Raw genomic sequence first — 24,629 nt, forward strand, 5'->3', positions numbered from 1 at the left:
AACCTTATGCGCGGTTGGGCGAAGCGTCCATCTTAACGACACGTTACTCTACGTTACGTATGCGCCAAAATGTACCGTCGCCAAAGGGAACGGGGGACAGCATAGGGCGACTTGCCGCTGGCAGTCCGTCGTTGATCAATCCGCTCATGTCGTCGATGATCCGCGCATTATCCCCGAAATACGTGTGTCCAAAGAAATCGCTTTCCGCACCTGTTGCATCGACGATCTCAATCCCATCGATCAGAACAAGCCCGTCACTACTATCGCCAATTCGTGGAAAACCGCGTGCGGCCTGTGATGCCTTCAGGGCGGTGTCTTCGGACGATGCGTATAGCGTGACGGTCGCGTTGGTCATGGCGGTCAGGCGCGGCGCGATATCGTCGATGAAAACCGCTTTGTCGATGTCAGGGGCGGCAAGGATGACTGTTGTGATCCGGTCCGCCGCCGGGTTTCGTTCGGCGACAAGTTCTTGCAACGCGCGGCTTAAAACCCGCGTCCCCATCGAATGTGCGATCAGAATGATCCGGTCGGCATCTGCGGACGTTCCGAGGTCAGTCAGCACTTGTTTCATCACCCTGACGGATCGTTCTGCCGTCGTGTCATCAACCAGATAATCTTTCGCCTGACCCTGCGATGGCCAGCTGTAAAAGAACGTCCCGCCCGTCCAATTCAGGTCATACGCCATCTGCCCCATGCGCCGCGCCGCTTTGTCAAAACTGGTGTTGTAGCCATGGATATAGGCCAGAATTGCACGGTTCCCATCGGCGGCTTGACCGTTCAGGATCGACAAAACAGTGTCGCGGTCAATGACTGCAAGGTCTTGGACCAATACATGGCTTTCCGGATTAGGCGCGACGATCAGCGACATGAACCAGTTCTGACTTTCCAGCACGCCGGGTTCGTGGTCGTGTGGGATCGATACCGTCGCAGTACCATAGACGAGTTCAGCCAGTTCCCCGCCAAAGCGTTCGGGGAGTGGGGCGTTGGGAATTTCCGCCCGGTTTGTTGCAAAGGTCAGATCAACGGTCGCGTAGTTTTCGTCTTGCACTGGCGGCGGCGCGGCAGCCACCGGTGGTGGTGGCACCGCTTGGGGGAATAGTTCGGCGATTGGGGGCTCCGAGCCGCGGTTGATATCGCCGCCATCCCATGGCGCATCTGGCACCACGATCATTGCCTCAGGCACAACGGGTTGCGGGCTGGCTGTCCAGTTGTACCCCAAGAGGGCCGCAATCATTGTAATCAGTCGCAAAAGGATCATGATAATGCCAAGCGTCTTACTATAATTGGAATGTATGGAGTTTGGCAGCGACAGCTGTGATTGCATAGGGGGCATTTTGCTGCCACCAGTGAACACCTGTGTAGTAATGCTTGAAATTTTACACCAGTGTTGCTATGTTGATCCTGTAAAGGAGCACCAATGACCTTACAATTGAAACCACGTGACGTTGATCAAAGGGCAACTGTGTTGACCAAGGCGGTGTTGCGCGCTGCGGCATTGTTAAAGGTCACGAATAGGGAACTGTCTGAAATTATTGGCGTTTCCCCCTCGTTTGTCAGTAACCTGAAATCTGGGTCCGCCGTTTTGGCGATGGAAAGCAAACCTGCGGAACTTGCGGCTCATTTTATCCGTGCGTATCGGTCATTGGATGCGATCGTTGGTGGCGATGAAGCGACTGCTGCTGCTTGGTTGCGTCATGAAAACACGGCATTGGGTGCACCGCCATTGCAGTACATGAAATCTGTTTACGGGCTCGTTGATACCGTCAGCTACCTTGACCAACGCCGCGCCCCCCTTTGAATTAAGCCCCTATCTGGGGGCCTGTTGGCGGTTTGTGGAGGATCAGAATACATCCTCCACGATGAAACTTGTCGATAGTGTGGATGAACAGGCGTTGCTGGAAGACATGCTGGATCTGTCCAAACCGCCTGTGCCTGCGGCCTGCCAACACCTGCACTATCTGCAATACACGCCCTTCAGATACACAGCCCGCCATGCTACGCGATTTCGCGAAAAGGGGGACCGGCGCGGTGTCTATTACGCCTCTGAAAAGGTCGAAACATGCGCGACCGAAGTCGCCTTCTATCGTGTGCTATTTTACCTCGAAAGCCCCGATACTTCCCCATCACCACGCCCCTTTGAGATGACGGCGTTTCGAACGCAAGTAGGCGGGGCAACTGTAGACATCACAACTTTTGACGACGTTGGGCCATATGTGGACCCTACGAATTATGCGGCACCTCACACGTTGGCAGCACAAGTTCGCGCAGCGGATGGACAGATTATCCGGTTCCCGTCGGTTCGCGATAAAGGCGGGGTCAACCTTGCCGTGCTCACATGTGCCGCGTTCAAATCTGGCATCGGTGAAACCCAAGGGTGGTGGTTTCGATTTGGGGAACACGGCCTTTTCGCGACCCAACGGTTCGGGGAAGGGCGGTTAGAATTCCCGTTTACCATGTTCGCGGACGACCCGAGGATCATCATCCCATAAAAAATGGCCATGCTTTTCAGCACAGCCATTCTTCAAACCGATTGTTGTCAGGTTAGCCCTGCAAAGACCGCACACCAACTTCACCACCTGCTTGTTCGCGCAGGGCCAAGGCGGCAGCGTGGGAAGCCGCAGCCGTAGTGAAGTACGGGATCTTGTCGTAAAGTGCGACGGCGCGGATTTCACGACTATCTTCAACAGCTTGCGCACCTTCGGTGGTGTTCATGACAAGCGCAATATGCCCGTCTTTCAGGCGGTCAACGATCGTCAATCCGCCTTCATAGACCTTGTTCACAACTTCGCAGGTAACGTTGTTCTCTGACAGCCACGATGCTGTCCCGCGCGTCGCCACGATGTCATAGCCAAGCGATGTCATAATGGTGCAGGCTTCGATCATCGCGTCGGTTTTGTCCATATCTTTGATCGACAGGAACACGGTGCCTTCAGTTGGCAGATCAACGCCTGCGCCCATCTGCGCTTTCAGAAATGCGCGGGCAAAGTTACGATCCCAGCCCATGACTTCACCAGTCGACCGCATTTCTGGCCCAAGGATCGTATCCACGCCGGGGAAGCGTGCGAATGGCAGCACGGCTTCTTTCACAGAGAACCACGGTGTTTTTGGATCGGCCAATGTAAACGCGTCGCCCATCGGCAGCACATCCATTGGATTTTCAGACACAGGATATGGCTCGCGCAGCGGGAAGTTGGACAGCGGTTCACCCGCCATCAGACGCGCAGCGATAGATGCGATTGCGCTGTCCGTTGCTTTCGCGACAAACGGTACGGTACGGGATGCGCGTGGGTTCACCTCGATCAGATAGACCTCTTCGTCTTTCACCGCGAACTGAATGTTCATCAGGCCAACAACGTTCAGCGCCTTTGCAAGTGCTTCTGTTTGCTTGCGAATTTCAGCAATCATCGCGTCGGACAAGCTGTGCGGCGGCAGTGAACAGGCACTGTCACCGGAATGAACGCCAGCTTCTTCAATATGCTGCATGATGCCTGCAACATGGGTCGCTTTGCCATCAGACAGGCAGTCAACATCGACCTCAACAGCGCCAGACAAGTAGCTGTCGAGCAGAACAGGGCTGTCGCCAGACACCACAACGGCCTCAGAAATATAACGGCGCAGCTGGTCCATATCGCGCACGATCTCCATCGCGCGGCCACCCAGAACAAAGGACGGACGAATGACCAGCGGGAAGCCGATGCCTTCAGCAATTTCGAGCGCCTCAGCATCTGTCGATGCGATGCCGTTCACAGGCTGCTTAAGACCAAGTTTGTTCACAAGCTGTTGGAAACGCTCACGGTCTTCCGCCAGATCAATTGCGTCTGGCGTGGTGCCAAGGATCGGAATACCTTCGGATTCCAGCGCGTTCGCCAGTTTCAACGGCGTCTGACCGCCAAATTGGACGATCACACCGTGAAGCGTGCCATTTTCCTGCTCAACCCGCAGAATTTCCATCACGTGTTCGAACGTCAGCGGTTCAAAATACAAACGGTCAGAGGTGTCATAGTCAGTCGACACGGTTTCTGGGTTGCAGTTGATCATGATCGTCTCATAGCCCTGATCGGTCAGCGCAAAACAGGCGTGACAGCAGCAGTAATCGAATTCGATCCCTTGGCCGATCCGGTTTGGACCACCGCCAAGAATGACGACTTTCTTACGATCAGACGGACGCGCCTCGCATTCCACGTCGCCCATCACGGGGGCTTCGTAGGTGGAGTACATATAAGGCGTTTGCGCCTCAAATTCTGCCGCACAGGTGTCGATCCGTTTGAACGATGCATTCACGCCGAGGTTCTGACGCGCGCGGCGCACGTTATCTTCATCGCGACCCGTCAGCTTTGCAAGGCGGGCGTCGGTAAAGCCCATCATCTTAACGGCACGCAAACCAGACTCGGTCACGGGCAAGCCGTTCACCGCGATTTCGGCTTCTTTCTGAACGATCTCGCGAATACGCGCGAGGAACCAAGGGTCGAATTTGGTGACCGCATGGATATCGTCGTCGGACAAGCCGTGCCGCATGGCTTGGGCGATCACGCGGATACGATCCGGAGTTTGTTTGGCCAGCTCTTTGGTGATCGCAGGAATTTCAGGTGCACCGGGGATGTCGATTTCGTCAAAACCGGTCAGACCCGTTTCCATCGACGCGAGCGCCTTTTGCATGGATTCGTGGAACGTCCGACCAATTGCCATCGCTTCGCCAACGGACTTCATCGCTGTGGTCAGATGTGGTTCAGAGCCAGCGAATTTCTCAAACGCGAACCGCGGGATCTTTGTGACGACATAGTCGATTGTAGGTTCAAATGACGCAGGGGTGACGCCTGTGATGTCATTGTCCAGCTCGTCCAACGTGTAACCAACCGCCAGTTTCGCGGCGATTTTCGCAATCGGGAAACCTGTGGCCTTGGATGCCAAAGCAGACGAACGCGACACCCGCGGGTTCATTTCGATGACGACCATACGACCGTCAGCAGGGTTCACAGCCCACTGTACGTTAGACCCGCCAGTCTCGACCCCGATCTCGCGCAGAACGTTGATCGAATGGGTCCGCATGATCTGATATTCTTTGTCAGTCAGCGTCAGGGCAGGGGCCACCGTGATCGAATCGCCGGTGTGCACACCCATTGGGTCGACGTTTTCGATGGCACAGACGATGATCGCGTTGTCGGCTTTGTCCCGGACGACTTCCATCTCGAACTCTTTCCAGCCGAGCAGTGATTCATCGACGAGGATCTGACCGACGGGGGACGCTTCCATCCCAGAGCGGCAGTAAAATTCGTATTCTTCGCGGTTGTATGCGACGCCACCGCCGGTGCCGCCAAGAGTAAAGGCAGGGCGGATAATGGCTGGCAGACCCACGTATTCGATAGCATCAATCGCAAGCTGAAGACCCGCTTGAATGTCGAATTTACCGGCATCATTTTTTGGTGCTGTGACGATCGTGGCCTTCGGGTTTTCGATACCAAGGCGATCCATCGCTTCGCGGAACAGTTTGCGATCTTCTGCCATTTCAATGGCTTCGCGGTTTGCACCAATCATCTGAACGTTGAACTTTTCCAAAACGCCCATTTCTTCGAGCGCAAGCGACGTGTTCAAACCAGTCTGACCGCCCATTGTTGGCAGCAGCGCATCGGGACGTTCTTTTTCGATGATCTTGGCGACGACTTCAGGCGTGATCGGCTCAATATAAGTCGCGTCTGCCAGACCCGGATCAGTCATGATCGTCGCAGGGTTAGAGTTCACGAGAACGACGCGGTAGCCTTCTTCGCGCAGCGCCTTACAGGCCTGAGCACCGGAATAATCGAATTCGCAGGCTTGCCCAATAATAATAGGGCCTGCACCGATAATCATGATCGACTTGATATCATCACGTTTTGGCATGGTAGACCCCCAGTATATGCAAATTGTCCTGCGTTATAGGGATGGCGCGGGCATGTGCAAGGTAGATTTTGGATGTTTTTCACAGTCGACACGGCAAGGCGATCTTTCCGGAAAAGTCGGATGAAATTTCGCGAAAAATCGGGGTGCGTCGCGCTGATTGCACAAAACAAGCCATGTCGCGGTTTGGTTTGCTTGACTTTGGTTGTGCAACAAGGTGTAGACGGGGCAAATTCGTCTCGTGAAGGACCTTATAATGCACGCCTATCGTTCCCATTCCTGCGCCGCCCTGACTGCCGCCAATGTTGGCGAAACTGTTCGTCTGTCCGGTTGGGTCAATCGGGTGCGCGATCATGGCGGTATCCTTTTTATCGATCTGCGCGACCACTACGGCATCACACAGGTGTTGTGTGACCCGGATTCGGCGGCCTTCGCGGACGTGGAAAAGGTACGGTCGGAATGGTGTATCCGCATCGATGGCGAAGTGAAGGCGCGTGACCCTGAACTGGTGAACAGCAAATTGCCAACCGGCGAAGTCGAAGTGTTCATCCGCGCGATCGAAGTGTTGGGTGAATCCAAAGAACTGCCTTTGATGGTGTTCGGCGATCAGGAATATCCTGAGGAAACACGCCTGAAATACCGCTACCTCGACCTGCGTCGTGAAGCGATGCAAGAGAACATGAAGCTACGGTCAGACGTTGTGGCGTCCATGCGCAAACGCATGTGGGACACCGGTTTCCGCGAATACCAAACGCCGATCATCACATCGTCATCGCCAGAAGGTGCGCGCGACTTCTTGATCCCGTCTCGTCTGCATCCGGGCAAATTCTACGCATTGCCGCAGGCCCCACAGCAGTTCAAACAGCTGATCATGGTGTCTGGCTACGACAAGTACTTCCAGATCGCGCCGTGTTTCCGCGACGAAGACCCACGCGCTGATCGTTCGCCGACAGATTTCTACCAGCTCGACCTCGAAATGTCGTTTGTTGAACAGCAGGACGTGTTCGACACGATCCAGCCTGTCATCACGGGTATTTTCGAAGAATTCGGCGGTGGCCGTAAGGTTGACCAGACGTGGGAACAGATTTCTTACCGCGATGCTGCCCTGTGGTACGGGTCTGATAAGCCTGACCTGCGGAACCCGATTAAGATGCAGGTTGTGTCCGAACATTTCAAAGATTCCGGCTTTGCGATCTTCGCGAAGTTGCTGGAACAAGACGGCACCGAAGTCCGCGCCATTCCTGCTCCAACAGGCGGATCGCGTAAATTCTGTGATCGCATGAATGCCTTTGCGCAAAAAGAAGGTCTGCCTGGCATGGGCTATATCTTCTGGCGCGAAAAGACAGCGGATGCCGTGGCTCAAGAGCTTGGGATCACTGTAAAAGAAGCGCAGGCCAAACTGAAATCCGGCGAAGTTGAAGGCGGCATGGAAGCGGCTGGACCATTGGCGAAAAACATCGGGCCAGAGCGGACCGAAGCGATCCGTCAGCAGCTGGGCCTTGGACTTGGCGATGCGGCGTTCTTCCTTGGCGGTAAGCCGAAAGCGTTTGAAGCGGTCGCTGGCCGTGCTCGTGTCACTATCGGTGACGAACTTGGCCTGACCGACACGAACCGTTTTGCATTTGCTTGGATCGTCGATTTCCCGATCTACGAGCGTGACGAAGAAACTGGCAAAATCGATTTCGAACACAACCCGTTCTCAATGCCGCAAGGTGGTATGGCCGCACTCGAAGGCGATCCAGAGGACGTCTTGGGCTACCAATACGATCTGGCCTGTAACGGCTACGAATTGGTGTCCGGTGCGATCCGGAACCACCGTCCTGAAATCATGTTCAAGGCGTTTGAAATCGCAGGTTACGGCGCAGACGAAGTTGAAAAGCGCTTCGGCGGGATGGTGAATGCGTTCCAATACGGTGCCCCGCCACACGGTGGTTGCGCCGCTGGGATCGACCGGATCGTGATGCTTTTGGCCGACGCCACCAACATCCGCGAAGTCATCATGTTCCCGATGAACCAACGTGCCGAAGACCTGATGATGGGCGCGCCAAACGATCCGCAGAACGAACAATTGCGCGAACTGAACCTGCGCGTTCTGCCAGTCGAAAGCTAAAGATCATTAGAGTTTGGGAATGGGCGCGGGCATTGGCTTCCGCGCCCATTTTCGTTTTTGATCGCTGTCTTGTTGTTTTGCCCTAGCAAATGCCCACCAAGTTGGGCCACGTTGGCCAAAATCGAGAAAGAAAGTGAATTATGTCCCGCCCTCTTGGTCCGATTGTCGAGAACTGGAAACCTGCCCGACGTCCGACAGATTTAACATTGTCTGGTCGATGGGCTGCTATTCGCCCGCTCGACGCGGCGACCGATGTCGATGGTTTGTGGGACGTCTTTCAGGATGCGCCTCAGGTCTGGGATTACCTTTACGGGGAAGCGCCCGCCAACAAAGCAGCGTTTACCAAGATCGTGCACGACAACGCATCACGCCCCATGCAACCTTGCTATACGATCACCGCGGCAGATGATCCAAAACCGCTCGGCTATGCCTGCTTTTGGACGGTCGACCCTGATATGGGCAGCATCGAGATTGGGAATGTGAACCTGTCGCCCGCGTTGCAGCGCACACCCATCGCGACAGAGGCGTTTTTCCTGATGATCGATTGGGCGATTGCCAACGGGTATCGCCGTGTCGAATGGAAATGTAACGCGCTGAACATGCCATCGCGCAAAGCGGCGCAGCGTATGGGTTTTTCGTATGAAGGCGTGTTTCGTAAACATCTGATTGTGAAAGACCGGAACAGGGATACAGCTTGGTTCGCGCTGACGGACGATGATTGGCCCAATGTGCAATCCGCATTTGTGAAATGGTTCGCCCCATCCAATTTCGATGCGTCTGGCCAACAACGGGTGTCGCTAGCCGAATTGACTCGGCCACATCTGTTTCAAGCCGATCCAGTCACATAAATTCCGCGCTCGCCAATCGCGCCTGCACCAGCGCTGCAAGCTGCGCAATTTGCGGCTTTAGCGGTTCACCGTTGGTGCGTCGCAGGGCAAGTTCGTCGACCGCGTTACCTAGATCAGGGTCTGATACACTACGCGCAACGCCGCCAAGGAATTGGGTTACATAGTCGATTGAGGCAAGTTCCTGACCGCCATCAAGCACTTGCGCCACGTGGCTTAGGTCGTCGTGGAACGCGATCATGTCTGGCTGCACTTCTTCATCGCTTAACAAACGCGGGCCGGGCGGTTGCCTGTCCTGCGGCAAATGCGACAGGATCGCGTCTTGAAACGCAGACAACGACAGGATCGGTTTCGCGAGAAATCCATCGGCCCCGTTCGCCATGACCTGCGATGCCATCGCGTCGTCACCGCTGGTGCCCAGAATAACGTCGATCCGTGGCACGGCGCTGGACATGTCATTGATCAGTTTCAGCCCCGATCCGTCCGGCAGGCCAACATCGACGATCATCACGCAAGGTCGGTAAATGCGCAGATGTCGTTCTGCATGTGCTAGGCTGTCGGCGCGCCGAATACGTGCACCTGAACGTAAGCAAAGCAGGCGAATTGCTTCGCTTGCAAAACGACTGTCTTCGACCACCAAGACGGTCAATCCCAGAAGGGGCCGTCGCGCGGTGGCGGGTTGGTGTAGAAATAGATCCTCTGTGCCGTCCATGTTATTCCCCGATTCTGATAGCTGTCCCTATTGACGCATCACAAGGTGAACAGGTCCTTAAGACAGGCCAGAATGCCGCAGCTTGGCCAATTGCGGGGGCAGGGGTTGGCTGGCATAACACCCCAAGCCAAAGACGAATACCTGATCCAAAGGAGACCCGATATGATCGGTCGCTTGAACCACGTTGCTATTGCCGTTCCTGATCTAGAAGCCGCAAGCGCGCAGTATCGCAACACGCTTGGTGCAAATGTCGGCGCCCCGCAGGATGAACCGGATCACGGTGTAACTGTTGTCTTTATCGAATTGCCAAATACGAAGATCGAATTGTTGTACCCGCTTGGCGACGAATCCCCGATCAACGGCTTTCTGGAAAAGAACCCAGCAGGCGGTATCCATCACATCTGCTATGAAGTTGATGACATTCTTGCTGCACGCGACCATTTGCTTGCCGAAGGCGCTCGGGTTTTGGGGTCCGGCGAGCCAAAAATCGGTGCGCATGGCAAGCCGGTTTTGTTCTTGCACCCCAAGGACTTCAACGGATGCTTGGTTGAGCTCGAACAGGTCTAAACGACTGATTGCGCGATTGGCCCTTGCCGGAGCCTCCGGCGAGGATATTTAGAGCCAAAAGAAACAGGGCCCTGTGCCCGGAAAGGTCCATGATGGGCATTACGTCTGCGATTGTTCTGTTTGCCGTGATCTGGTTCATGGTGTTTTTTGTGGTGCTGCCCCTGCGCATGGTCAGTCAAGGCGACGAAGGCGAAATCGTGCCGGGCACCCATGCGTCCGCACCCGCCCATCCGCAGGTTAAACGTAAAGCCAAGATCACGACCTATTGGGCATTTGGTCTTTGGGTTATCATCGCGGGAACGATCCTGTCAGGTGCGATCACCGTGCGCGATCTTGATTGGTTCGACCGGATGGCCACCCCTGCAGTCAGCGCCGACTAAGCCTGTGAAACAGATGGGTGAATGTCGCCGCGCCTAAGATTGGGATCACAAGATTGATCAGCGGGATCGACAGCGGGACAGCCATCAGGCAGCCTGCCATCCAGATTTGGCCTTTGTGCTGTTTGCGCAGGTCTTTTGCGCCTTGGCGTCCCAAGCGCCGCATCGCGACGACTTGGAAATATTCCCGACCTAGCAGATAGCCGTTGAGACCGTAAAAGATGGCAAACGACAGAAACGGCAGCGCGATATAAGCAAATATCGCAAGAATATTTGCCCCGATCAGAACGCCCAGAAAATTAACGGTGTCCCGCAATCCGTCAAAGAACGGCACGCGCGGCACAGGTTTGAGATGCGGGTAGTGTTTGTCTTCGACGGCTTGGGCGACGTCGTCCAGAAAGAGCGATGTAATTGCTGACGCCACAGGCACCATCAGGAACACTGACAGGACCAGCATGATCGCAAGCGACCCCCAGCCAAGCAAATCACCGATCCATGTCACCGGTCCATCAACGCCCGGAATCTCGATCCCTTCGCTGGTGGTGGCTGAAATGAACCAAAGGATTAGCGCATAAGCACCGACCAGCAATGCAATCGTCAGCATAATCCCAAGCCACAAAACGCGACGGAATCTTGGGTCCGGCATTTGGCCGATGGCTTTGAAGAAGTCGTCAAATATCATTCGGCTACCCATGTGGTGATCGTATCAATATCCGGACGCGGGCGTTCGGGCGGGGCAGATGTTTCTGTTCCGATATGGATAAAGCCCGCAATCGTTTCGTGATCGGCCAGACCAAGCCCTTCGCGCGCGAAAGTCGCATCGTGCGATGCCCATCCGGACAGCCAGTTCGCGCCCCATCCAGCAGCGAGTGCCGCGTTCAGCAACGACAAACAGACCGCGCCCGCCGAATAGATTTGTTCAATCGCAGGGATTTTTTCGGACGGTTTTGGTGCGCTAATCACCGCCACGGCCAATTCTGCATTCGCATATTGATCGATGGCTTTTGTGATCATGTCTTTGTCTTTACCCAAAGCAGTTCCACGATCCAGAACCAGCGATGACAAGCGCAACAACGCCTGCTTTTCCAGAACGATAAAGCGCCAAGGTTCCAGTTTACCGTGATCGGGCGTGCGGGCTGCGGCCGTCAGCAATGTCAGCAATGTGTCCTGATCTGGCACAGGCCCAGTCAGCGTCTTCGCAGGACGTGATCGGCGGGTCATCAGGAAATCGAGGGCAGCGTCGTTACGTGTAGGCATGAAAGCTCCGAAGGACCGTTTGGACGTGTTATAAGGTTAACCCAGCGCTTGTGCCATATCTGTAATGATCCCGTCGAGGTAAGCATCAAAACGTGCATCAGGTTGGCGTTTGATCCAGGTTTCACCGTAGGGATCAGGTGCCGTGATCCCGCTGCCCGACATTTCCGACAGCACGGCATGGCCGCAAAATGGGACATAGGTTTCTGAATATCCGCCCTCATGCACCATGACCAGATTACCCGCGCAAACCTCTGCGGCGAGGTCCATGACGCGGGCGGTCATGGCTTGAAACGTGCCTTGATGCGCCATCGTGCGCGACAGCGGGTCTGTCGCTGCGGCATCAAAACCGCAAGCAATGATCAATACGTCAGGGGCAAAAGCACGGATCGCGGGCAGGGCAAGGCGATCCATCGCTTGCAGATACCCAATATGACCTGTTCCGGGGGGCAGGGGGATGTTCAGGTTAGCGCCTTCGCCGGCGCCACGCCCACGATCTGCAAAGTCGCCGGTATCAAGCGGGTAATTGCGTTCTTGGTGCAGGGACACGGTCAGCACATCTGCACGGTCGTAGAAAATCGCCTCCGTGCCATTGCCGTGATGCACGTCCCAATCCAGCACCGCGACCTTTTGGGCCTTGCCTTGCGCCATGGCGGCTTCAATCGCGATTGCGATATTGGCCAGCAGACAGAACCCGTTCGGGAAATCGGGTAGGCAATGATGTCCAGGCGGACGCGACAAAGCATAAGCATTGCCGACATGACCGTCCAAAACATCAAGCAAAGCCTGTTTCGCAAGCCCCGCCGACAAGGCTGCGATTTCGAAACCGCCCTGACCGAACGGCGTGCGCAGACCGATTTCTCCGCCGCCTGCGTCTGACATCGCTTTGAACGTCGCCAGATAGCTTTCGGGATGAACGCGCAAAAGGTCTTCCATGCTAGCAGGGACTGCGCCGCGCAGATCGAGATCGCGGGCCAGCCCCGTCACGTCGATCAGATTCTTCAACCGCCGTTTTGTCTCGGGACTTTCGGGAAGGCCGCCATCCAAGGGCTGAACCAAACCACCGACGGGCAAGGTGCCAGCATAGTTGCCGCCGCCATGCCAAAAGCACCGCTCATCCCAATAAAACCCAGTCGTCATCATCGGTCCCTTTGCTAATTTAGGCGTTAAATACCCCCGCCGGAGCGGCCTGCGCCACGCGCCTAATCTTGCTCTGGCCTGATCCGGTAAATACCTTCTGGCAGATCCAGAGCGGCCCCCAGATCACGGACTTGTTCAAGGGAAAGCGTGATTTTGACAGCTTCTTCAGTGCGCGGATCAAACTGCGTGACTGTGATGCAGTCTTCAAATGCATTCAGGATCACGTCTTCGTTCAGGGGGGCCTGTCCTTCGTCCACTAGGGTGATAACGGAACAGTCAAATGTGTGCTCGATTGTAAACATATCAGAAGCTTACCTGTGTCCGGACGGTTTGCAAGCGACAGTATGCCAATCGTGTGATCACGGGCTGTGAAGGGCTGGAAGAACTGTGTGAAGCTTCGTAAACTGCTGCCGTACAAGGATTGTTCATGAATGGTCGCTAGAACACCATGCAAACGATAAGGACGCCGATCAACATGGTCAGACACCTCCCATTGCTTCTGTGTGGTTTGCTTGGCGCATGTGCGGTTCCAATTGATCGCAGCGGCAACACGCCCGATACGATCGCCAAAACGCCCGTAGAGGTCAGCGCACCTGATCCCGCGACCATTCCCGAAGGTTCCCGCGCATTTGCCCGCAATGCGGTCCGCAGTTTTATCGAAGTGATCGAAACCGTCGAACCGGTCGCCGAAGCCGAATGCCGCGCAAGAGCCCCGCAAGCCAACTGTGATTTCCGTATCGTTGTGGACGACCGTCCTAACCTGCCGCCCAATGCCTATCAGACGTTGGATGACAGCGGTCGACCGATTGTCGCCTTCACAATTCCGCTGATCGTCGAGGTCCGTAATCGCGATGAAATGGCTTTTATCCTTGCGCATGAAGCGGCCCATCACATCGAAGGGCATTTGATGCGGCAACGTCAGAACGCGACCGTGGGGGCTGCGGTCTTTGGACAGGTGGCAGGCTTGATCGGGGGGGCAAATCCGGATGCCGTGTTAGCAGCGCAAGAATTTGGTGCGGCCTTGGGGGCGCGGACCTATTCGAAAGACTTCGAACTCGAGGCCGACGCGCTAGGCACCATTATCACCGCAAAAGCAGGGTATAACCCGTTGCGCGGTGCTGACTTCTTTTTCCGTATCCCTGATCCGGGCAATTCGTTCTTGGGCACCCATCCGGCCAATGCTGATCGGGTCGCAATCGTACAGCGGACCGCCGCGCGGTTTGGTTTCTAGCTTTTGGATTGGTGGGCAAAAACGGGGTCAACGGGTTTGCGTAGGCGGATGATGATCGCGATGATGGAGATCACGATCCAAAAGATCTGGATCAACGCTGCGGCTAGGTTAAAGGCGCTCATGAGGCCGATCAGCACCATAGCGGCGGCCAATCCATTGATCATGAAATACAAGGCCTGATGGGACTGGATGCGTTGAACGGTCAAGAGCCCGTAATTCATCACGTATAAACCGAAGCCCGCGACGCCTATGGCGTCGAGAACTTCGGTTGGGATACTGCTAAAATACGTCATCGTTCTATGTGTCCTGTCAAAAAGAGCACCGTGAACAAGGAAGCAAATAGTCCTTTGGGAGGCCGTCCACGGTGCGGTATAAACACTGTAGAAACGGCCATCCTTGACGTCAGGTCAGGCAATCCTGACTTTCAGGGGAATGCAGGGTAAGGTTTCCCCGCCTTTTCGGAATGCGCTGTTAGATTGACGACATCGCACCGATCAAAATCGCGGCCCAGAAACAAGCTGACGCTGCCACGACAAACCCATGCCAGATCGCTGTCGTGTACTTTTTCTTACTGATGTAGAACAGAACGCCGACCGTGTAGGTCAGCCCGCCCGCCGCGATCAGCGCGATGACAGAGCCGGGCAACACAGGCCAGATCGACCAGATCAGCCCGACGCTGAGCCAGCCCATCACCAGATAAAGCGCCGGACCATAACGACCGGGTGTCTGCCAGAAGAACAGTTTTAGCGTCATGCCGATCAGCCCCAGCAGCCAGACAATACCAAGGATCGTATAAGCAAATGGCGTACCGACCATGACGACCAAAGGCGTATAGGTGGCGGCAATCTTAAGATAGATCGCGGCGTGATCAATCCGGCGCAGGATCGGGCGGATCGTGGGCCACGGCGTCATATGGTAAAATGCAGACGCGGCAAACGTCGTGATCAGCCCAACGCCATAAACCGCCAACGCGGTCATCTGCCACGCCGATACATCGCCCGCCGTCCAAACCATCAACAGGATCGTTCCGGTCAACGCGCCGATCACGCCAATTGCGTGCATGCTGCCGTCGGCAATACGTTCTGATTTCGCGTAGGTAGGGTACATCTGGGCCTCTTTATCGTTTGGCGGCAGGGTGCGACCCGCGAGGCACTGGGTCAATCGTTCCCTTAGGTCACAGCCTTGCGTTGGCGGCGCTTGTGCCAGCCATAGATCAGCGGGGCAACCACACGATCGTACAGAAACACGGTCGCGGGCCGGACGACGGGCCATGAGCACAGTGTCGCAAGCCACCCATAACGAGGCAAATCCCGCCACAGCAAGATGAACGCATCCATACCAACATAAATCTGACCATCGCGGCGCACATGAATGCGCTTTGCTGCATCATCCGGATCAATGCCCCAATCGGCGGCGTTGTCCTTCAGCGGTTGGAACGTCATCGGTAGATCGTCGCGATCCGCGATTTTAGCGTAATGGTCCATCTCGAACGAACAAACGGGACATTCGCCATTATATAATACGTCGGTCTTTGTCATAAGACACAGATACCGTCTGGGCAGCACCGGACAAGGGGGTGCGTCATTAAGACTATCATGAATGCGTTAACAGACCGTGGATCGAAATACGCGGTGTCTGGCGGACCTGTGACGACGCAGGACGACGCCAAGGCCTTTGTTAAGCAGCTGTGCCGCAACAAGAAATTCGCCAAGGCCACGCATAACACTTGGGCGGTGATCCTGCCGGACGGGACGCCGATCAAGAACGACGACGGCGAAAGCGGGGCGGGGATCGTGATCTTGCGGATGCTCGAACGCGAAGACCTGACGGGCCATATCATCGTTGTCACCCGCTGGTTCGGGGGCACAAAGCTGGGCGGAGATCGGTTCCGCCGTGTCCAAGATGCGGTCCGCGTCTATCTGGACGATTTGGCCTAAAACCAATTGTGATTTGCGTGCACAAGGCGTGCACAACCCGTGCACTGCGGTGTCGGGGTTGGCGGCGTTTGGGCGCGTCATTTGATCTAGCGCAAAGCGCAGCGTTTTCCGGCAGGGCAGGCTGACCCCACCAAAGGAGAACGCGATGGATACCAAACCAAACCTGAAACCCTTGGGCGCGGCCCGGGATCATTACTGGAAAGTGACCGATATGGCTGCCGCCGTGGGGGTGTCGTTAGCAGATGCTTGGGACAAGGGGGAGCTTTCGACAGCCGACCACGCAGCCATGATCAATCGGTGCCGCGGATGTACTGGCGTCGCGGCCTGCGGACGTTTGTTGGAGGACAAACCCACGCTCGACGCGGCGCCAAGCTATTGCGAGAATAAGGATGTGTTTGCGGGGTTGAAGGGTCGGTGAAAATTAGAAATTGATTAGCTTTTGAATTGGGCTGCAGTCACGAGTTTCCTTGTGTCTCATCCTTGGTAGTATACGTCACAAAATTCATGACCTGTCGCATCGCTAAATCCCCGCGAGGTGAAAACTGATGACCTGCTTTCCCCTCTTTGTCGAAAAAGAATTGCATTATGTCTTCATCACCGGCGAAACTGTCGCTCGAAAGTGGCGTTTCGGCATTGGGGTTGTGGAAAACGCGCAATCCGTCGGCTAACGTTTCGTAGTATGTTCCAGATGGTTCATGTATTTGTATCGGGGTAGTCAAATTTTTGATACGCGTAGCCCTGAAGATGCTTGAGCCCGACTTGTCTCTAAGAGCTCTCGCTTTGCCTGTAGTTGCAGTACTGCTGTATATGACGGCACTGACGGTTTTGAATTCGTCTTTCTTGAACAATCCGAGATCAATGCTTGCACCGTTTCTTTTTGTAAGCTGCATCTCATTGTCGTCATCATACAAAAGCTTTTGTAGAGCAACGTCACCAAGTTGAAAGAAATCTTGCGTCGAGTAATTTCCAATCGCGATGATGAATGCCTTATCGCTGCACTGAGAAAGCTCGCGATAGCTCCTCAAGTACTTTTCGTGCTTCGAATGGACGCTATTTGACAACCGTTCAATAGATATCGCTTGCTGGACTTTGACATCCGCCTCGGCAACTCCTTCAAATGTCTTCTGCCACTCCGGAAGATCCCCCAAAGCTGCGTTCGCTGTGACGGCTTCAACGACAAAGTCAGTTCCTTTGAAGCAAAAATCAGGGGCGTTGTGTTCAAAGTCTACGTCATATCCCAACGTTTTAAAGATCGCGAAAAGGTAGAGTTCCCAAAACGAGGAGTTGAAGGTGGTTTGAAACTCTTTTCGAAACTTATCGTTTCCATCCCTATCAATGAAGCCTTCTGCCCAGACTAGAATTTCTTCGACGATGATCCGTCGGTCAGCTTGTTTCAAAGCTATAAAATTGGGGTGTTGCTGCTCTAGATCAACAACATCCTCGAAAAGGTTTCTCATTTCAAACTCCCCCACAAGTCATACTCCCCAGCTTCTTCAGCTTCAACGCGAACGACGTCTCCAACCGAAAGCCCTTCAAACCCTTCGTCGATGAACAGGTTCCCGTCGATCTCTGGCGCGTCGGCCCATGTGCGGCAGGTGGCGGCTTCATCGTCGATCTCGTCGACGATAACCTCTAGCGTCCGCCCGACTTTTGCTTCCAGCTTCGCCGCTGAAATCGCTTGTGCTTTGGCCATGAAACGGTCCCAGCGGTCTTGCTTTACCGCTGCATCAACGTGGTCGGGCAGGGCGGCTGATCTTGCCCCTGCGACGTTTTCGTATTGGAAGCAGCCCACACGGTCCAGTTGTGCTTCGTCCAGCCAATCGAGCAGGTGTTGGAATTCGGCTTCGGTTTCACCGGGGTAGCCGACGATGAAGGTCGACCGCAGGGTGATGTCGGGGCATTGGGCGCGCCAAGCTGCGATTTCGTCAAGCGTTTTCGCCCCCGCCGCAGGCCGCGCCATGCGCCGCAGCACGTCGGGGTGGCTGTGTTGGAACGGGATGTCGAGGTAGGGCAGAACGCCATTCGACGGGTCCGCCATGACCGGAATCAGGTCGCGCACATGCGGGTAGGGGTAGACGTAATGCAGCCGCACCCACGCTCCGAGCGTCCCTAATTCCCGTGTCAAATCAAGGATATGGCTGCGCACATCGTGATCTTTCCACGGGTTTACGTCGTATTTACGATCCAGCCCGTAAGCTGAGGTATCCTGAGAAATCACGAGGAGTTCTTTGACACCGGCATCGACCAGTTTTTCCGCCTCGCGCAGCACCGCGTGGGCGGGCCGTGACGCGAGTTTTCCGCGCATGTCCGGAATGATGCAGAACTTACATTTATGGTTACAGCCCTCTGAAATCTTGAGGTAGCTGTAGTGGCGCGGCGTCAGGGACACGCCGGACGCAGGCAGCAGGTCGATAAACGGATCGGGCGCGGGCGGCACGTTGGCATGCACAGCGTCGAGCACCTGTTCGTATTGATGCGGCCCCGTGACGGCGAGGATTTGCGGATGATGTTCGCGGATGTAGTCCGGTTCGGCGCCCAAGCAGCCCGTCACGATGACCTTGCCGTTTTCCTGTAGGGCCTCGCCAATGGCATCGAGGCTTTCCGCCTTTGCGCTGTCGAGAAACCCGCAGGTGTTCACGATCACCGCTTCGGCGCCTGCGTAATCAGGTGAGATCGCGTATCCTTCAGCCCGCAATCGCGTGAGGATACGTTCGCTATCGACCAAGGCTTTTGGACAGCCCAGCGACACCATACCGATGGTCGGCTGATCAGGGCGCTTTGGCTCTGTGAAGGTGGCTTTCGGGGCAAGGTCGGGGCGAAGATTTGGCGGATTCTGGGACATTTGGCGGGTTTAGCCGATGTGTGGGGCGTTGGGAATGGAAAGATATCGCGTGGGCCGCGAGGGCTTGATCGGGCACTCTTTTTTGTAATAGGTATCCCTCAGCGACGGTTGTAATCTATGGAGCGGTGTACGCATGCTAAAAGGAATTTGTAGGGGGCTTGTTGGCTTCGTCTTTATGTCTGCTTGTGGTGGATCAGGCGGACCGGCCATCCAAAATGTCGAAACGCCCGACCTACCGGTGGATGAGGTAACTGAAGAGATCCTCGCGTTCGATGAAGAACAAGGCAATGTCGATGATGGTGCGCCGACCGAACCGACGGTACCAGTTGTTGAACAGCCAATCATTGTCGAGACGCCTTCATTTCAGGCGTTGGATGAACTGCAGAACAACGCATCTGATGTTGCTTTAGCGCTTCGCAATGGTGACTTTTCGGGCCCGGAATTGACGAACATGGACGCGCCAGTTGGCCGCGCTTTTTATCACGGAATAATGACAATTCGACGTGCTGACGGCTATACTGGGCCAACGTCTAATGATTTCGTTTCAGGCCAATTTAACCTGACTGTCCCATTCAACGGCGATGACATGAGTGGCATAGCGAGATCGTTTGTCTATTTCCCTGAAGGGGCCACCATTTTGGGCGATACCGCTGGGGCACGTTCTGTCTTGGGCTCAGTTTCAATGACGGGCAACGTGAATGATACAGGGGTCAACCCGTCCGCACCGATTGGTGCCAGCCTTAGCTTAAACGGTTCGGTGGTCTTTCCCGATGCGCCGGATGACATGCAAAATACATTCGTTTCTGTCCGAGGGCCGAATGACGTATCATTTGTCGAGGGCGGAATCGCGTTCGGTGGTCGGGTGGACGGTAACCTCGCAGATCGGTCATCGCTGCCAACACTTGTCGTCGGCGCAATTGGGGTGACGAACTAAGACCTCCCTGTCCCGACGGTGTGCGATGCCTGCGGCAATACGCTGGTATTATTGTTTGATCTTCTTGACGCAGGTCAAAGCCGTGGCCGCTGCTCTTTGTTAGGTAGACCTTAACAAAGAGGGGGCCGCGATGGTGGATGATCAAGAGACGACGCTGGGCGAGGATCGCAAGGTCCGGTCCCAACAGATAACTGGTTTTGAACAGGGCGAATATCCGTATGCGACGCGTTTGACGCGGCGTGCTTATGAAGCTGAGAAGGCTGCGTTGCAGGTCGAATTGTTGAAGGTGCAGCACTGGATCGAGGAGACGGATCAGAAGTTTGTTCTCTTGTTCGAGGGCCGTGATGCTGCTGGTAAGGGCGGCACGATTAAGCGGTTCACGGAACATCTGAACCCGCGACAGGCGCGTGTTGTTGCGCTGAACAAACCAACGGACAAAGAACGCGGGCAATGGTATTTCCAGCGTTATGTCAAACACTTGCCGACTGCCGGTGAAATGGTTTTGTATGATCGGTCGTGGTACAACCGCGCGGGCGTCGAGCGCGTCATGCAGTTTTGCGAGCCGAATGAATACCTCGAATTCATGCGTCAGACGCCCGAATTTGAACGGATGCTGACCCGCAGCGGGATTAGGCTGTTCAAATATTGGTTCTCGGTCACGCAAGAAGAGCAGCGGCTGCGTTTTGCGTCACGCGAAACCGACCCGTTAAAGCAATGGAAATTGTCCCCGATTGATCGCGCCAGTTTGGATAAATGGGGCGCGTACACCGAAGCCAAGGAAGCGATGTTCTTTTACACCGACACCGCCGACGCGCCATGGACGGTGATCCGATCCAACGACAAAAAACGGGCGCGTTTGAACTGCATGCGTCACTTTCTATCCGTGTTGGATTATCCGGATAAGGATCTGAAGGTGGCCAAGGCACCTGATCCCAAAATCGTTCACAACCCCGATGATGTGGTGCACAGCGCCCCGCATTTCTAGTGGAAGTTGAAAACAATAAATCTATCCAAAAGAGAGGCTTACAATGTCACATACCCCACACGAACTCGCTGCGGACTTTCCTGAGTTTGCAGATAAAATTCACAGCCTGCGCGAAACGGATGCGCATTTTGTGAAGATGGCCGATGCTTATCATCAGCTGAACCGCGACGTTCATCGTGCCGAAACCGATGTTGAACCAACGTCGGATGATCACCTTGCGCAGATGCGGAAAGAACGCATTGCATTGAAGGACGATCTGTTTGCGTATCTGAAGAAATAGTTGGTGGGGCTTGGCCTGAAACGTCTGGCCAAGCCGCCGCTTTTAGCTGGATTTTCCCTGCATTTTGCGGACTTGCTTCAGCTTCATGCGGTTTGGCAGCCATGGGAACACCCAGTTCAACATAAACCGCAGTTTTCCGTCATTGATCGCGCGCAATTCGCCGCGCCGCATGGCGTCGTAGCCGTATTTCGCGACCGAACGCGGCGTCGCGCCGGATTTGGTCAGAGGCGTATCTTCGAGGTTTGCGGAGGCCGCGAATTCTGTTTCGACGTAGCCCGGTTCAAGCGCTGTGACGGTCACGCCCTTGTCTCGCAGTTCTTCGTCTAACGCCATCGAGAAGCTGGACACAAAGGCCTTTGTCGCAAAGTAAGTCGCTTGCAACGGTCCGGCCATGTAGGATGCTGTGGACGACACGTTCAGGATTTTCCCACCGCCGTTTTTGACCATGTCAGACCCGATCATGTGGCATAACGATACCAAGGCTTTGACGTTCAGGTCGATCATCGCGAGGTCCGCGTCGAGATCGCGTTCAATGAACAAGCCGTGCCCGCCGAACCCTGCATTGTTGATCAGAATGTCGATCTTGTGGCCTTTCACCGCATCATACAGCGCCTGCGCGCCATCTGCGGCACCTAAATCAAGGGCGACGGTTGTGACAGTGACGCCGTGCGCTGCTTCGATTTCGGTTTTGAGCGCATCTAACGCGTCGCCACGTCGTGCCGTGATGATCAGATCGCCGCCTTTTTCCGCGTGATACCGTGCAAATTCCGCGCCAATCCCAGAGGAAGCGCCAGTTACAAGTGCTGTATTTGCCATGTGATGTCGTCCTTTTGTGACAGGCTTTGAGAAGATGTAAGTCGTCGGATGGTGTTTGTAAGTGGGTCCGACGCCCGTTTGTCATTGCGTTAGAGGTACCGCAGTCCGGTCGATTGGTTCCCGTCCGTTGCAAAAGTCTTGGGCGATTGGGCGAAAAACCTTGTGTGTTTCAGGTGCGTCCGGTTTGCTGGTCGCATCAATTGGGGGGACGAACTGATGCTGTCAGGAACAATTGGGCGGGTGCAATCGCCGCGGATAATTCGGATTGGTGGCGGTGTTGCGGGTGAAGTCGCGGAAACCTTAGCGCAGCTTGGTTTGTCCCGTCCGTTGATTGTGACGGACAAGGGCGTGCGGTCGCTGGGGCATCTGGGCGCCGTGACCGGACCTTTGGATGCTGCGGGGATGTCCTATGCGGTGTTTGATGGCGTTGTCGAAGACCCGACGGATACCTGTGTCGATGAAGCCTTGGCTGCATTTCGTGCGGGTGATTTCGACTGCGTGATCGGATTTGGCGGTGGTAGTCCGATGGACACCGCGAAGGCCGTATCTTTCATGGCGGTTAACCCTGGTCATGTGCGCGATTATAAAGCGCCGTTTCAGATTGATCGGTGTGGCGTCGCGATTGTGTTGATCCCAACGACGGGCGGAACAGGGTCTGAATTGACGCGTTGGTGCGTGATTACCGATACGCAAAGCCCTGAAAAGTATAACCTGTCCGGCCTTGCCTGCGTTGCGACGGTCGCGTTGATCGATTGGACGTTTAGCGTGACAAAGCCGCCGCGTATCACGGCCGATACCGCCGTTGATAGCCTGACCCATGCGATTGAAGCTTTCGTCAGCCGTCGCGCATTTCCCTATACCGATGCTTTTGCCTTGTCCGCGATGCCGCTGATCGCGGATCATGTGCGCCGCGCCTATGCCGATCCAGAAGATGCCGTCGCCCGTGAGGCGTTGATGTTGGCGGCAGGACAGGCCGGAATGGCGTTTTCGAATGCCTCTGTGGCGTTGGTACATGGCATGAGCCGCCCGATCGGCGCCCATTTCCACGTGGCCCATGGGTTATCGAACGCGATGTTGTTGCCCGCTGTGACCGCGTTTTCTGTCGATGCCGCGCCGGACCGATATGCGACCTGTGCGCGTGTCATGGGGATGGCGCAGGACACGGACACAGACGCTGTGGCATGCGGCAAGCTGATCGACGGTTTGCGGCAGTTGAATGATGATCTGGCGGTGCCATCGCCGTCCGCGTTGGGCCATGTTGCAGATGATGACATGCTGGGATTGATGGCGCGACAAGCGCTGGCATCAGGGTCGCCCGCGCATAACCCGAAGGTGCCGACCGAGGCGGAGATTGTCGGCCTTTACAAGGAAATGTGGTGAAATGAACCGCTACGTCGGCCTTCTGCGGGCGGTGAATGTTGGCGGTACGGGCAAGCTGCCGATGGCGGATTTGCGTGCGATGTGTGCAGACATCGGGTTCGCTGACGTGGCCACCTACATCGCGAGCGGGAACGTCGTATTTTCATCTGCGTTGGATGCGGGAATGGCCAAAGTGAGACTGGAACAAAGCCTCGCGCAGTATGCAGGAAAGGCAGTTCCTGTCATGATCCGGACAGCGGACGAAATGGCGGCTGTGCTGGCGGCTAATCCATATGCCGACGCGGCCGGCAATAAGGTCGTCACCATCTTTTGCGACGACCTGATCCCGGCGGATGCAGCGGCGCAGGCGCGCAACATCAAAGACGAAGCCATTACGCTGGGATTACGCGAAATTTACGTGCATTATCCGCTGGGGCAGGGTGGGTCGAAATTGATGATCCCAGCCGCCGCGGGAGGGACCGCGCGAAACATGAACACGGTTGCAAAACTGGTAGCGATGACGGGACGATAACGTGGCGCAATTTCTTTGGGGTCTTTTGAAAGACATTGCATTCTGGACGCTAACGCCGCTGGTCTTGATTGCGCTCGGTGTTGGTATCGGTTGGTTAGGCGGGGTGCTGTCCAGTCCTGTGCTTGGCGTTGTGGCTATCATCTTTATTGGCGTCGGCGTGGTATGGCTGGCGCTTCTTTGGCTAGGGATCACTGACTGATGGATGCTGCGTTCTGGCACGATAAATGGGAAAAACAACAGATCGGTTTTCACCAGCGCGCAGGAAATCCGCTGTTGGTCGCTTTCTTCGATCACCTGAAGTTACCTAAAGGGGCGCGCGTTTTTGTGCCCCTTTGCGGCAAGACCCGAGACATCGCATGGATCAGGGATCAAGGCTGCAAGGTCATCGGGGCGGAACTGTCCGAAATCGCGGTGCAGGACCTGTTCGCAGAGATGGGCGTCGTTCCCGAAGTCGTCGATTTGGGGGACCTCAAGCGATATGCGAGCGGTGATGTCACCGTCTTTGTTGGCGATGTCTTTGCAGTGACTGCACAGCTGTTGGGGCAGATTGATGCGGTGTTTGATCGTGCGGCTTTGGTTGCTCTGCCGGATGCGGTGCGCCGGAAATACGCGATGCATCTTCTTGAAATTACAGGAAATGCGCCGCAACTGGTGGTCACATTCACCTACGATCAAAGCCAAATGAATGGCCCGCCATTTTCGATATCTGAGGATATGATCAAAGTGCTGTATGCGGACAGCTACACACTGACGAACCTGAAAACGCAGGACGTTCCGGGGGGATTTAAGGGTGAAGTGCCCGCAACGGAAACCGCTTGGCTTCTTAGCCGATAAGTC

29 protein-coding genes are annotated in these 24,629 nt (G+C 55.4%); 16 read left to right on the forward strand and 13 right to left on the reverse strand.

Annotated features, from left to right (window positions below):
- Window positions 1-43: 43 nt before the first annotated feature.
- Entirely contained in the window at window positions 44-1,258 is a 1,215-nt protein-coding gene (locus tag K3729_06925; protein UWR00501.1) for an alpha/beta hydrolase, read from the reverse strand.
- 159 nt (window positions 1,259-1,417) lie between these two features.
- On the opposite strand from K3729_06925, the gene K3729_06930 reads away from it, so the two are divergent.
- The gene (locus K3729_06930; GenBank protein UWR00502.1) at window positions 1,418-1,798 is read left to right on the forward strand and encodes an MbcA/ParS/Xre antitoxin family protein; all 381 of its coding nucleotides are present in this window, start codon (window positions 1,418-1,420) and stop codon (window positions 1,796-1,798) included.
- A gap of 61 nt (window positions 1,799-1,859) precedes the next feature.
- Window positions 1,860-2,489 carry an RES family NAD+ phosphorylase gene (locus K3729_06935; GenBank protein ID UWR00503.1) on the forward strand — a complete coding sequence of 210 codons (630 nt, stop codon included), beginning with the start codon at window positions 1,860-1,862 and terminating at the stop codon, window positions 2,487-2,489.
- Between the two features lie 52 nt (window positions 2,490-2,541).
- Here the strand turns inward: K3729_06935 and carB are convergent, their stop codons facing one another.
- On the reverse strand, window positions 2,542-5,874 hold the full coding sequence (gene carB, locus K3729_06940; protein ID UWR00504.1) for a carbamoyl-phosphate synthase large subunit: 3,333 nt from the start codon (window positions 5,872-5,874) through the stop codon (window positions 2,542-2,544).
- Between the two features lie 253 nt (window positions 5,875-6,127).
- Between carB and aspS the strand changes: the two genes are divergently transcribed.
- Together aspS and K3729_06950 are read left to right on the forward strand one after the other, a co-directional pair.
- Window positions 6,128-7,981 (forward strand): aspartate--tRNA ligase, encoded by a 1,854-nt coding sequence (aspS, locus tag K3729_06945; GenBank protein UWR00505.1) that lies wholly within the window; start codon window positions 6,128-6,130, stop codon window positions 7,979-7,981.
- A gap of 140 nt (window positions 7,982-8,121) precedes the next feature.
- On the forward strand, window positions 8,122-8,829 hold the full coding sequence (locus tag K3729_06950; GenBank protein UWR00506.1) for a GNAT family N-acetyltransferase: 708 nt from the start codon (window positions 8,122-8,124) through the stop codon (window positions 8,827-8,829).
- On the opposite strand, the gene K3729_06955 is transcribed toward K3729_06950, so the two are convergent.
- Window positions 8,822-9,538: a response regulator gene (locus K3729_06955; GenBank protein ID UWR00507.1), complete on the reverse strand. Its 717-nt coding sequence runs from the start codon at window positions 9,536-9,538 to the stop codon at window positions 8,822-8,824. The two genes, K3729_06950 and K3729_06955, sit on opposite strands and share 8 nt — an antisense overlap.
- A gap of 162 nt (window positions 9,539-9,700) precedes the next feature.
- Here K3729_06955 and mce point away from each other — a divergent pair, with 162 nt between their 5' ends.
- On the forward strand, window positions 9,701-10,105 hold the full coding sequence (gene mce, locus K3729_06960; GenBank protein UWR00969.1) for a methylmalonyl-CoA epimerase: 405 nt from the start codon (window positions 9,701-9,703) through the stop codon (window positions 10,103-10,105).
- Between the two features lie 92 nt (window positions 10,106-10,197).
- The gene (locus tag K3729_06965) at window positions 10,198-10,485 is read left to right on the forward strand and encodes a DUF1467 family protein (protein UWR00970.1); all 288 of its coding nucleotides are present in this window, start codon (window positions 10,198-10,200) and stop codon (window positions 10,483-10,485) included.
- Here K3729_06965 and K3729_06970 read toward each other — a convergent pair.
- The 4 genes from K3729_06970 to K3729_06985 form a co-directional block, all read right to left on the reverse strand.
- Window positions 10,472-11,164: an EI24 domain-containing protein gene (locus K3729_06970; protein UWR00508.1), complete on the reverse strand. Its 693-nt coding sequence runs from the start codon at window positions 11,162-11,164 to the stop codon at window positions 10,472-10,474. The genes K3729_06965 and K3729_06970 overlap by 14 nt on opposite strands.
- Entirely contained in the window at window positions 11,161-11,739 is a 579-nt protein-coding gene (locus tag K3729_06975) for a nitroreductase (protein UWR00509.1), read from the reverse strand. Before K3729_06975 ends, K3729_06970 begins: the two co-directional genes overlap by 4 nt.
- Before the next feature lie 36 nt (window positions 11,740-11,775).
- Window positions 11,776-12,876 carry a class II histone deacetylase gene (locus K3729_06980; protein UWR00971.1) on the reverse strand — a complete coding sequence of 367 codons (1,101 nt, stop codon included), beginning with the start codon at window positions 12,874-12,876 and terminating at the stop codon, window positions 11,776-11,778.
- A gap of 62 nt (window positions 12,877-12,938) precedes the next feature.
- Window positions 12,939-13,178, reverse strand: a complete 240-nt coding sequence (locus tag K3729_06985) for a hypothetical protein (protein ID UWR00510.1) — start codon at window positions 13,176-13,178, stop codon at window positions 12,939-12,941.
- A gap of 146 nt (window positions 13,179-13,324) precedes the next feature.
- Between K3729_06985 and K3729_06990 the strand changes: the two genes are divergently transcribed.
- A complete protein-coding gene (locus tag K3729_06990) occupies window positions 13,325-14,107 on the forward strand; it encodes a M48 family metalloprotease (GenBank protein ID UWR00511.1) in 783 nt (260 codons plus the stop codon).
- Here the strand turns inward: K3729_06990 and K3729_06995 are convergent.
- The 3 genes from K3729_06995 to K3729_07005 form a co-directional block, all read right to left on the reverse strand.
- Window positions 14,104-14,400 carry a hypothetical protein gene (locus tag K3729_06995; protein ID UWR00512.1) on the reverse strand — a complete coding sequence of 99 codons (297 nt, stop codon included), beginning with the start codon at window positions 14,398-14,400 and terminating at the stop codon, window positions 14,104-14,106. The two genes, K3729_06990 and K3729_06995, sit on opposite strands and share 4 nt — an antisense overlap.
- Window positions 14,401-14,578: 178 nt before the next feature.
- Complete coding sequence (locus K3729_07000; GenBank protein UWR00972.1) at window positions 14,579-15,214, reverse strand: hemolysin III family protein; 636 nt, start codon at window positions 15,212-15,214, stop codon at window positions 14,579-14,581.
- Window positions 15,215-15,276: 62 nt separating this feature from the next.
- Complete coding sequence (locus K3729_07005; GenBank protein UWR00513.1) at window positions 15,277-15,645, reverse strand: DUF393 domain-containing protein; 369 nt, start codon at window positions 15,643-15,645, stop codon at window positions 15,277-15,279.
- A 57-nt stretch (window positions 15,646-15,702) separates the two neighbouring features.
- Here K3729_07005 and K3729_07010 point away from each other — a divergent pair, with 57 nt between their 5' ends.
- Together K3729_07010 and K3729_07015 are read left to right on the forward strand one after the other, a co-directional pair.
- Entirely contained in the window at window positions 15,703-16,044 is a 342-nt protein-coding gene (locus tag K3729_07010) for a YigZ family protein (protein UWR00514.1), read from the forward strand.
- 145 nt (window positions 16,045-16,189) lie between these two features.
- A complete protein-coding gene (locus tag K3729_07015; GenBank protein UWR00515.1) occupies window positions 16,190-16,462 on the forward strand; it encodes a hypothetical protein in 273 nt (90 codons plus the stop codon).
- A gap of 37 nt (window positions 16,463-16,499) precedes the next feature.
- On the opposite strand, the gene K3729_07020 is transcribed toward K3729_07015, so the two are convergent.
- Both K3729_07020 and rimO read right to left on the reverse strand, forming a co-directional pair.
- Entirely contained in the window at window positions 16,500-17,501 is a 1,002-nt protein-coding gene (locus K3729_07020; GenBank protein UWR00516.1) for a hypothetical protein, read from the reverse strand.
- Window positions 17,498-18,886, reverse strand: a complete 1,389-nt coding sequence (gene rimO / locus K3729_07025; protein UWR00517.1) for a 30S ribosomal protein S12 methylthiotransferase RimO — start codon at window positions 18,884-18,886, stop codon at window positions 17,498-17,500. The genes K3729_07020 and rimO overlap by 4 nt, the downstream gene beginning before the upstream one ends.
- A 133-nt stretch (window positions 18,887-19,019) precedes the next feature.
- Between rimO and K3729_07030 the strand changes: the two genes are divergently transcribed.
- The 3 genes from K3729_07030 (at window position 19,020) to K3729_07040 (ending at window position 21,085) form a co-directional block, all read left to right on the forward strand.
- The gene (locus K3729_07030) at window positions 19,020-19,820 is read left to right on the forward strand and encodes a hypothetical protein (GenBank protein UWR00518.1); all 801 of its coding nucleotides are present in this window, start codon (window positions 19,020-19,022) and stop codon (window positions 19,818-19,820) included.
- A 130-nt stretch (window positions 19,821-19,950) separates the two neighbouring features.
- Window positions 19,951-20,805, forward strand: a complete 855-nt coding sequence (gene ppk2, locus K3729_07035) for a polyphosphate kinase 2 (protein UWR00519.1) — start codon at window positions 19,951-19,953, stop codon at window positions 20,803-20,805.
- Window positions 20,806-20,848: 43 nt separating this feature from the next.
- Window positions 20,849-21,085 (forward strand): DUF465 domain-containing protein, encoded by a 237-nt coding sequence (locus K3729_07040; protein ID UWR00520.1) that lies wholly within the window; start codon window positions 20,849-20,851, stop codon window positions 21,083-21,085.
- A gap of 42 nt (window positions 21,086-21,127) precedes the next feature.
- Here K3729_07040 and K3729_07045 read toward each other — a convergent pair whose 3' ends face one another.
- Window positions 21,128-21,901 (reverse strand): SDR family oxidoreductase, encoded by a 774-nt coding sequence (locus tag K3729_07045; protein ID UWR00521.1) that lies wholly within the window; start codon window positions 21,899-21,901, stop codon window positions 21,128-21,130.
- 216 nt (window positions 21,902-22,117) lie between these two features.
- Between K3729_07045 and K3729_07050 the strand changes: the two genes are divergently transcribed.
- Genes K3729_07050 through tmpT form a run of 4 tightly spaced genes read left to right on the forward strand, consistent with a single transcriptional unit; the run spans window position 22,118 to window position 24,626 of the window.
- Window positions 22,118-23,281 (forward strand): iron-containing alcohol dehydrogenase, encoded by a 1,164-nt coding sequence (locus K3729_07050; protein UWR00522.1) that lies wholly within the window; start codon window positions 22,118-22,120, stop codon window positions 23,279-23,281.
- A gap of 1 nt (window position 23,282) precedes the next feature.
- A complete protein-coding gene (locus K3729_07055) occupies window positions 23,283-23,792 on the forward strand; it encodes a DUF1697 domain-containing protein (protein UWR00523.1) in 510 nt (169 codons plus the stop codon).
- A gap of 1 nt (window position 23,793) precedes the next feature.
- Window positions 23,794-23,991: a hypothetical protein gene (locus tag K3729_07060; protein UWR00524.1), complete on the forward strand. Its 198-nt coding sequence runs from the start codon at window positions 23,794-23,796 to the stop codon at window positions 23,989-23,991.
- Window positions 23,991-24,626 carry a thiopurine S-methyltransferase gene (gene tmpT / locus K3729_07065; protein ID UWR00525.1) on the forward strand — a complete coding sequence of 212 codons (636 nt, stop codon included), beginning with the start codon at window positions 23,991-23,993 and terminating at the stop codon, window positions 24,624-24,626. Before K3729_07060 ends, tmpT begins: the two co-directional genes overlap by 1 nt.
- Window positions 24,627-24,629 lie beyond the last annotated feature (3 nt).

It is taken from the genome of Rhodobacteraceae bacterium S2214 (assembly GCA_025141675.1).
Classification (GTDB): domain Bacteria; phylum Pseudomonadota; class Alphaproteobacteria; order Rhodobacterales; family Rhodobacteraceae; genus Yoonia.

What these genes read in the sequence shown, in the direction of transcription:
- K3729_07040 (UWR00520.1), top strand. Translation starts at nt 20,849, where the DNA reads ATGTCACATACCCCACACGAACTCGCTGCGGACTTTCCTGAGTTTGCA.
- K3729_06935 (UWR00503.1), top strand. Translation starts at nt 1,860, where the DNA reads ATGAAACTTGTCGATAGTGTGGATGAACAGGCGTTGCTGGAAGACATG.
- K3729_07010 (UWR00514.1), top strand. Translation starts at nt 15,703, where the DNA reads ATGAATGCGTTAACAGACCGTGGATCGAAATACGCGGTGTCTGGCGGA.
- K3729_06985 (UWR00510.1), bottom strand. Translation starts at nt 13,178, where the DNA reads ATGTTTACAATCGAGCACACATTTGACTGTTCCGTTATCACCCTAGTG.
- aspS (UWR00505.1), top strand. Translation starts at nt 6,128, where the DNA reads ATGCACGCCTATCGTTCCCATTCCTGCGCCGCCCTGACTGCCGCCAAT.
- K3729_07000 (UWR00972.1), bottom strand. Translation starts at nt 15,214, where the DNA reads ATGTACCCTACCTACGCGAAATCAGAACGTATTGCCGACGGCAGCATG.
- K3729_07050 (UWR00522.1), top strand. Translation starts at nt 22,118, where the DNA reads ATGCTGTCAGGAACAATTGGGCGGGTGCAATCGCCGCGGATAATTCGG.
- K3729_06965 (UWR00970.1), top strand. Translation starts at nt 10,198, where the DNA reads ATGGGCATTACGTCTGCGATTGTTCTGTTTGCCGTGATCTGGTTCATG.
- mce (UWR00969.1), top strand. Translation starts at nt 9,701, where the DNA reads ATGATCGGTCGCTTGAACCACGTTGCTATTGCCGTTCCTGATCTAGAA.
- K3729_07030 (UWR00518.1), top strand. Translation starts at nt 19,020, where the DNA reads ATGCTAAAAGGAATTTGTAGGGGGCTTGTTGGCTTCGTCTTTATGTCT.
- K3729_07020 (UWR00516.1), bottom strand. Translation starts at nt 17,501, where the DNA reads ATGAGAAACCTTTTCGAGGATGTTGTTGATCTAGAGCAGCAACACCCC.
- K3729_06930 (UWR00502.1), top strand. Translation starts at nt 1,418, where the DNA reads ATGACCTTACAATTGAAACCACGTGACGTTGATCAAAGGGCAACTGTG.
- K3729_07005 (UWR00513.1), bottom strand. Translation starts at nt 15,645, where the DNA reads ATGACAAAGACCGACGTATTATATAATGGCGAATGTCCCGTTTGTTCG.
- K3729_07045 (UWR00521.1), bottom strand. Translation starts at nt 21,901, where the DNA reads ATGGCAAATACAGCACTTGTAACTGGCGCTTCCTCTGGGATTGGCGCG.
- tmpT (UWR00525.1), top strand. Translation starts at nt 23,991, where the DNA reads ATGGATGCTGCGTTCTGGCACGATAAATGGGAAAAACAACAGATCGGT.
- K3729_06995 (UWR00512.1), bottom strand. Translation starts at nt 14,400, where the DNA reads ATGACGTATTTTAGCAGTATCCCAACCGAAGTTCTCGACGCCATAGGC.
- K3729_07055 (UWR00523.1), top strand. Translation starts at nt 23,283, where the DNA reads ATGAACCGCTACGTCGGCCTTCTGCGGGCGGTGAATGTTGGCGGTACG.
- K3729_07015 (UWR00515.1), top strand. Translation starts at nt 16,190, where the DNA reads ATGGATACCAAACCAAACCTGAAACCCTTGGGCGCGGCCCGGGATCAT.
- K3729_06970 (UWR00508.1), bottom strand. Translation starts at nt 11,164, where the DNA reads ATGATATTTGACGACTTCTTCAAAGCCATCGGCCAAATGCCGGACCCA.
- K3729_06950 (UWR00506.1), top strand. Translation starts at nt 8,122, where the DNA reads ATGTCCCGCCCTCTTGGTCCGATTGTCGAGAACTGGAAACCTGCCCGA.
- ppk2 (UWR00519.1), top strand. Translation starts at nt 19,951, where the DNA reads ATGGTGGATGATCAAGAGACGACGCTGGGCGAGGATCGCAAGGTCCGG.
- K3729_06975 (UWR00509.1), bottom strand. Translation starts at nt 11,739, where the DNA reads ATGCCTACACGTAACGACGCTGCCCTCGATTTCCTGATGACCCGCCGA.
- K3729_06925 (UWR00501.1), bottom strand. Translation starts at nt 1,258, where the DNA reads ATGATCCTTTTGCGACTGATTACAATGATTGCGGCCCTCTTGGGGTAC.
- K3729_06955 (UWR00507.1), bottom strand. Translation starts at nt 9,538, where the DNA reads ATGGACGGCACAGAGGATCTATTTCTACACCAACCCGCCACCGCGCGA.
- K3729_06990 (UWR00511.1), top strand. Translation starts at nt 13,325, where the DNA reads ATGCAAACGATAAGGACGCCGATCAACATGGTCAGACACCTCCCATTG.
- rimO (UWR00517.1), bottom strand. Translation starts at nt 18,886, where the DNA reads ATGTCCCAGAATCCGCCAAATCTTCGCCCCGACCTTGCCCCGAAAGCC.
- carB (UWR00504.1), bottom strand. Translation starts at nt 5,874, where the DNA reads ATGCCAAAACGTGATGATATCAAGTCGATCATGATTATCGGTGCAGGC.
- K3729_06980 (UWR00971.1), bottom strand. Translation starts at nt 12,876, where the DNA reads ATGACGACTGGGTTTTATTGGGATGAGCGGTGCTTTTGGCATGGCGGC.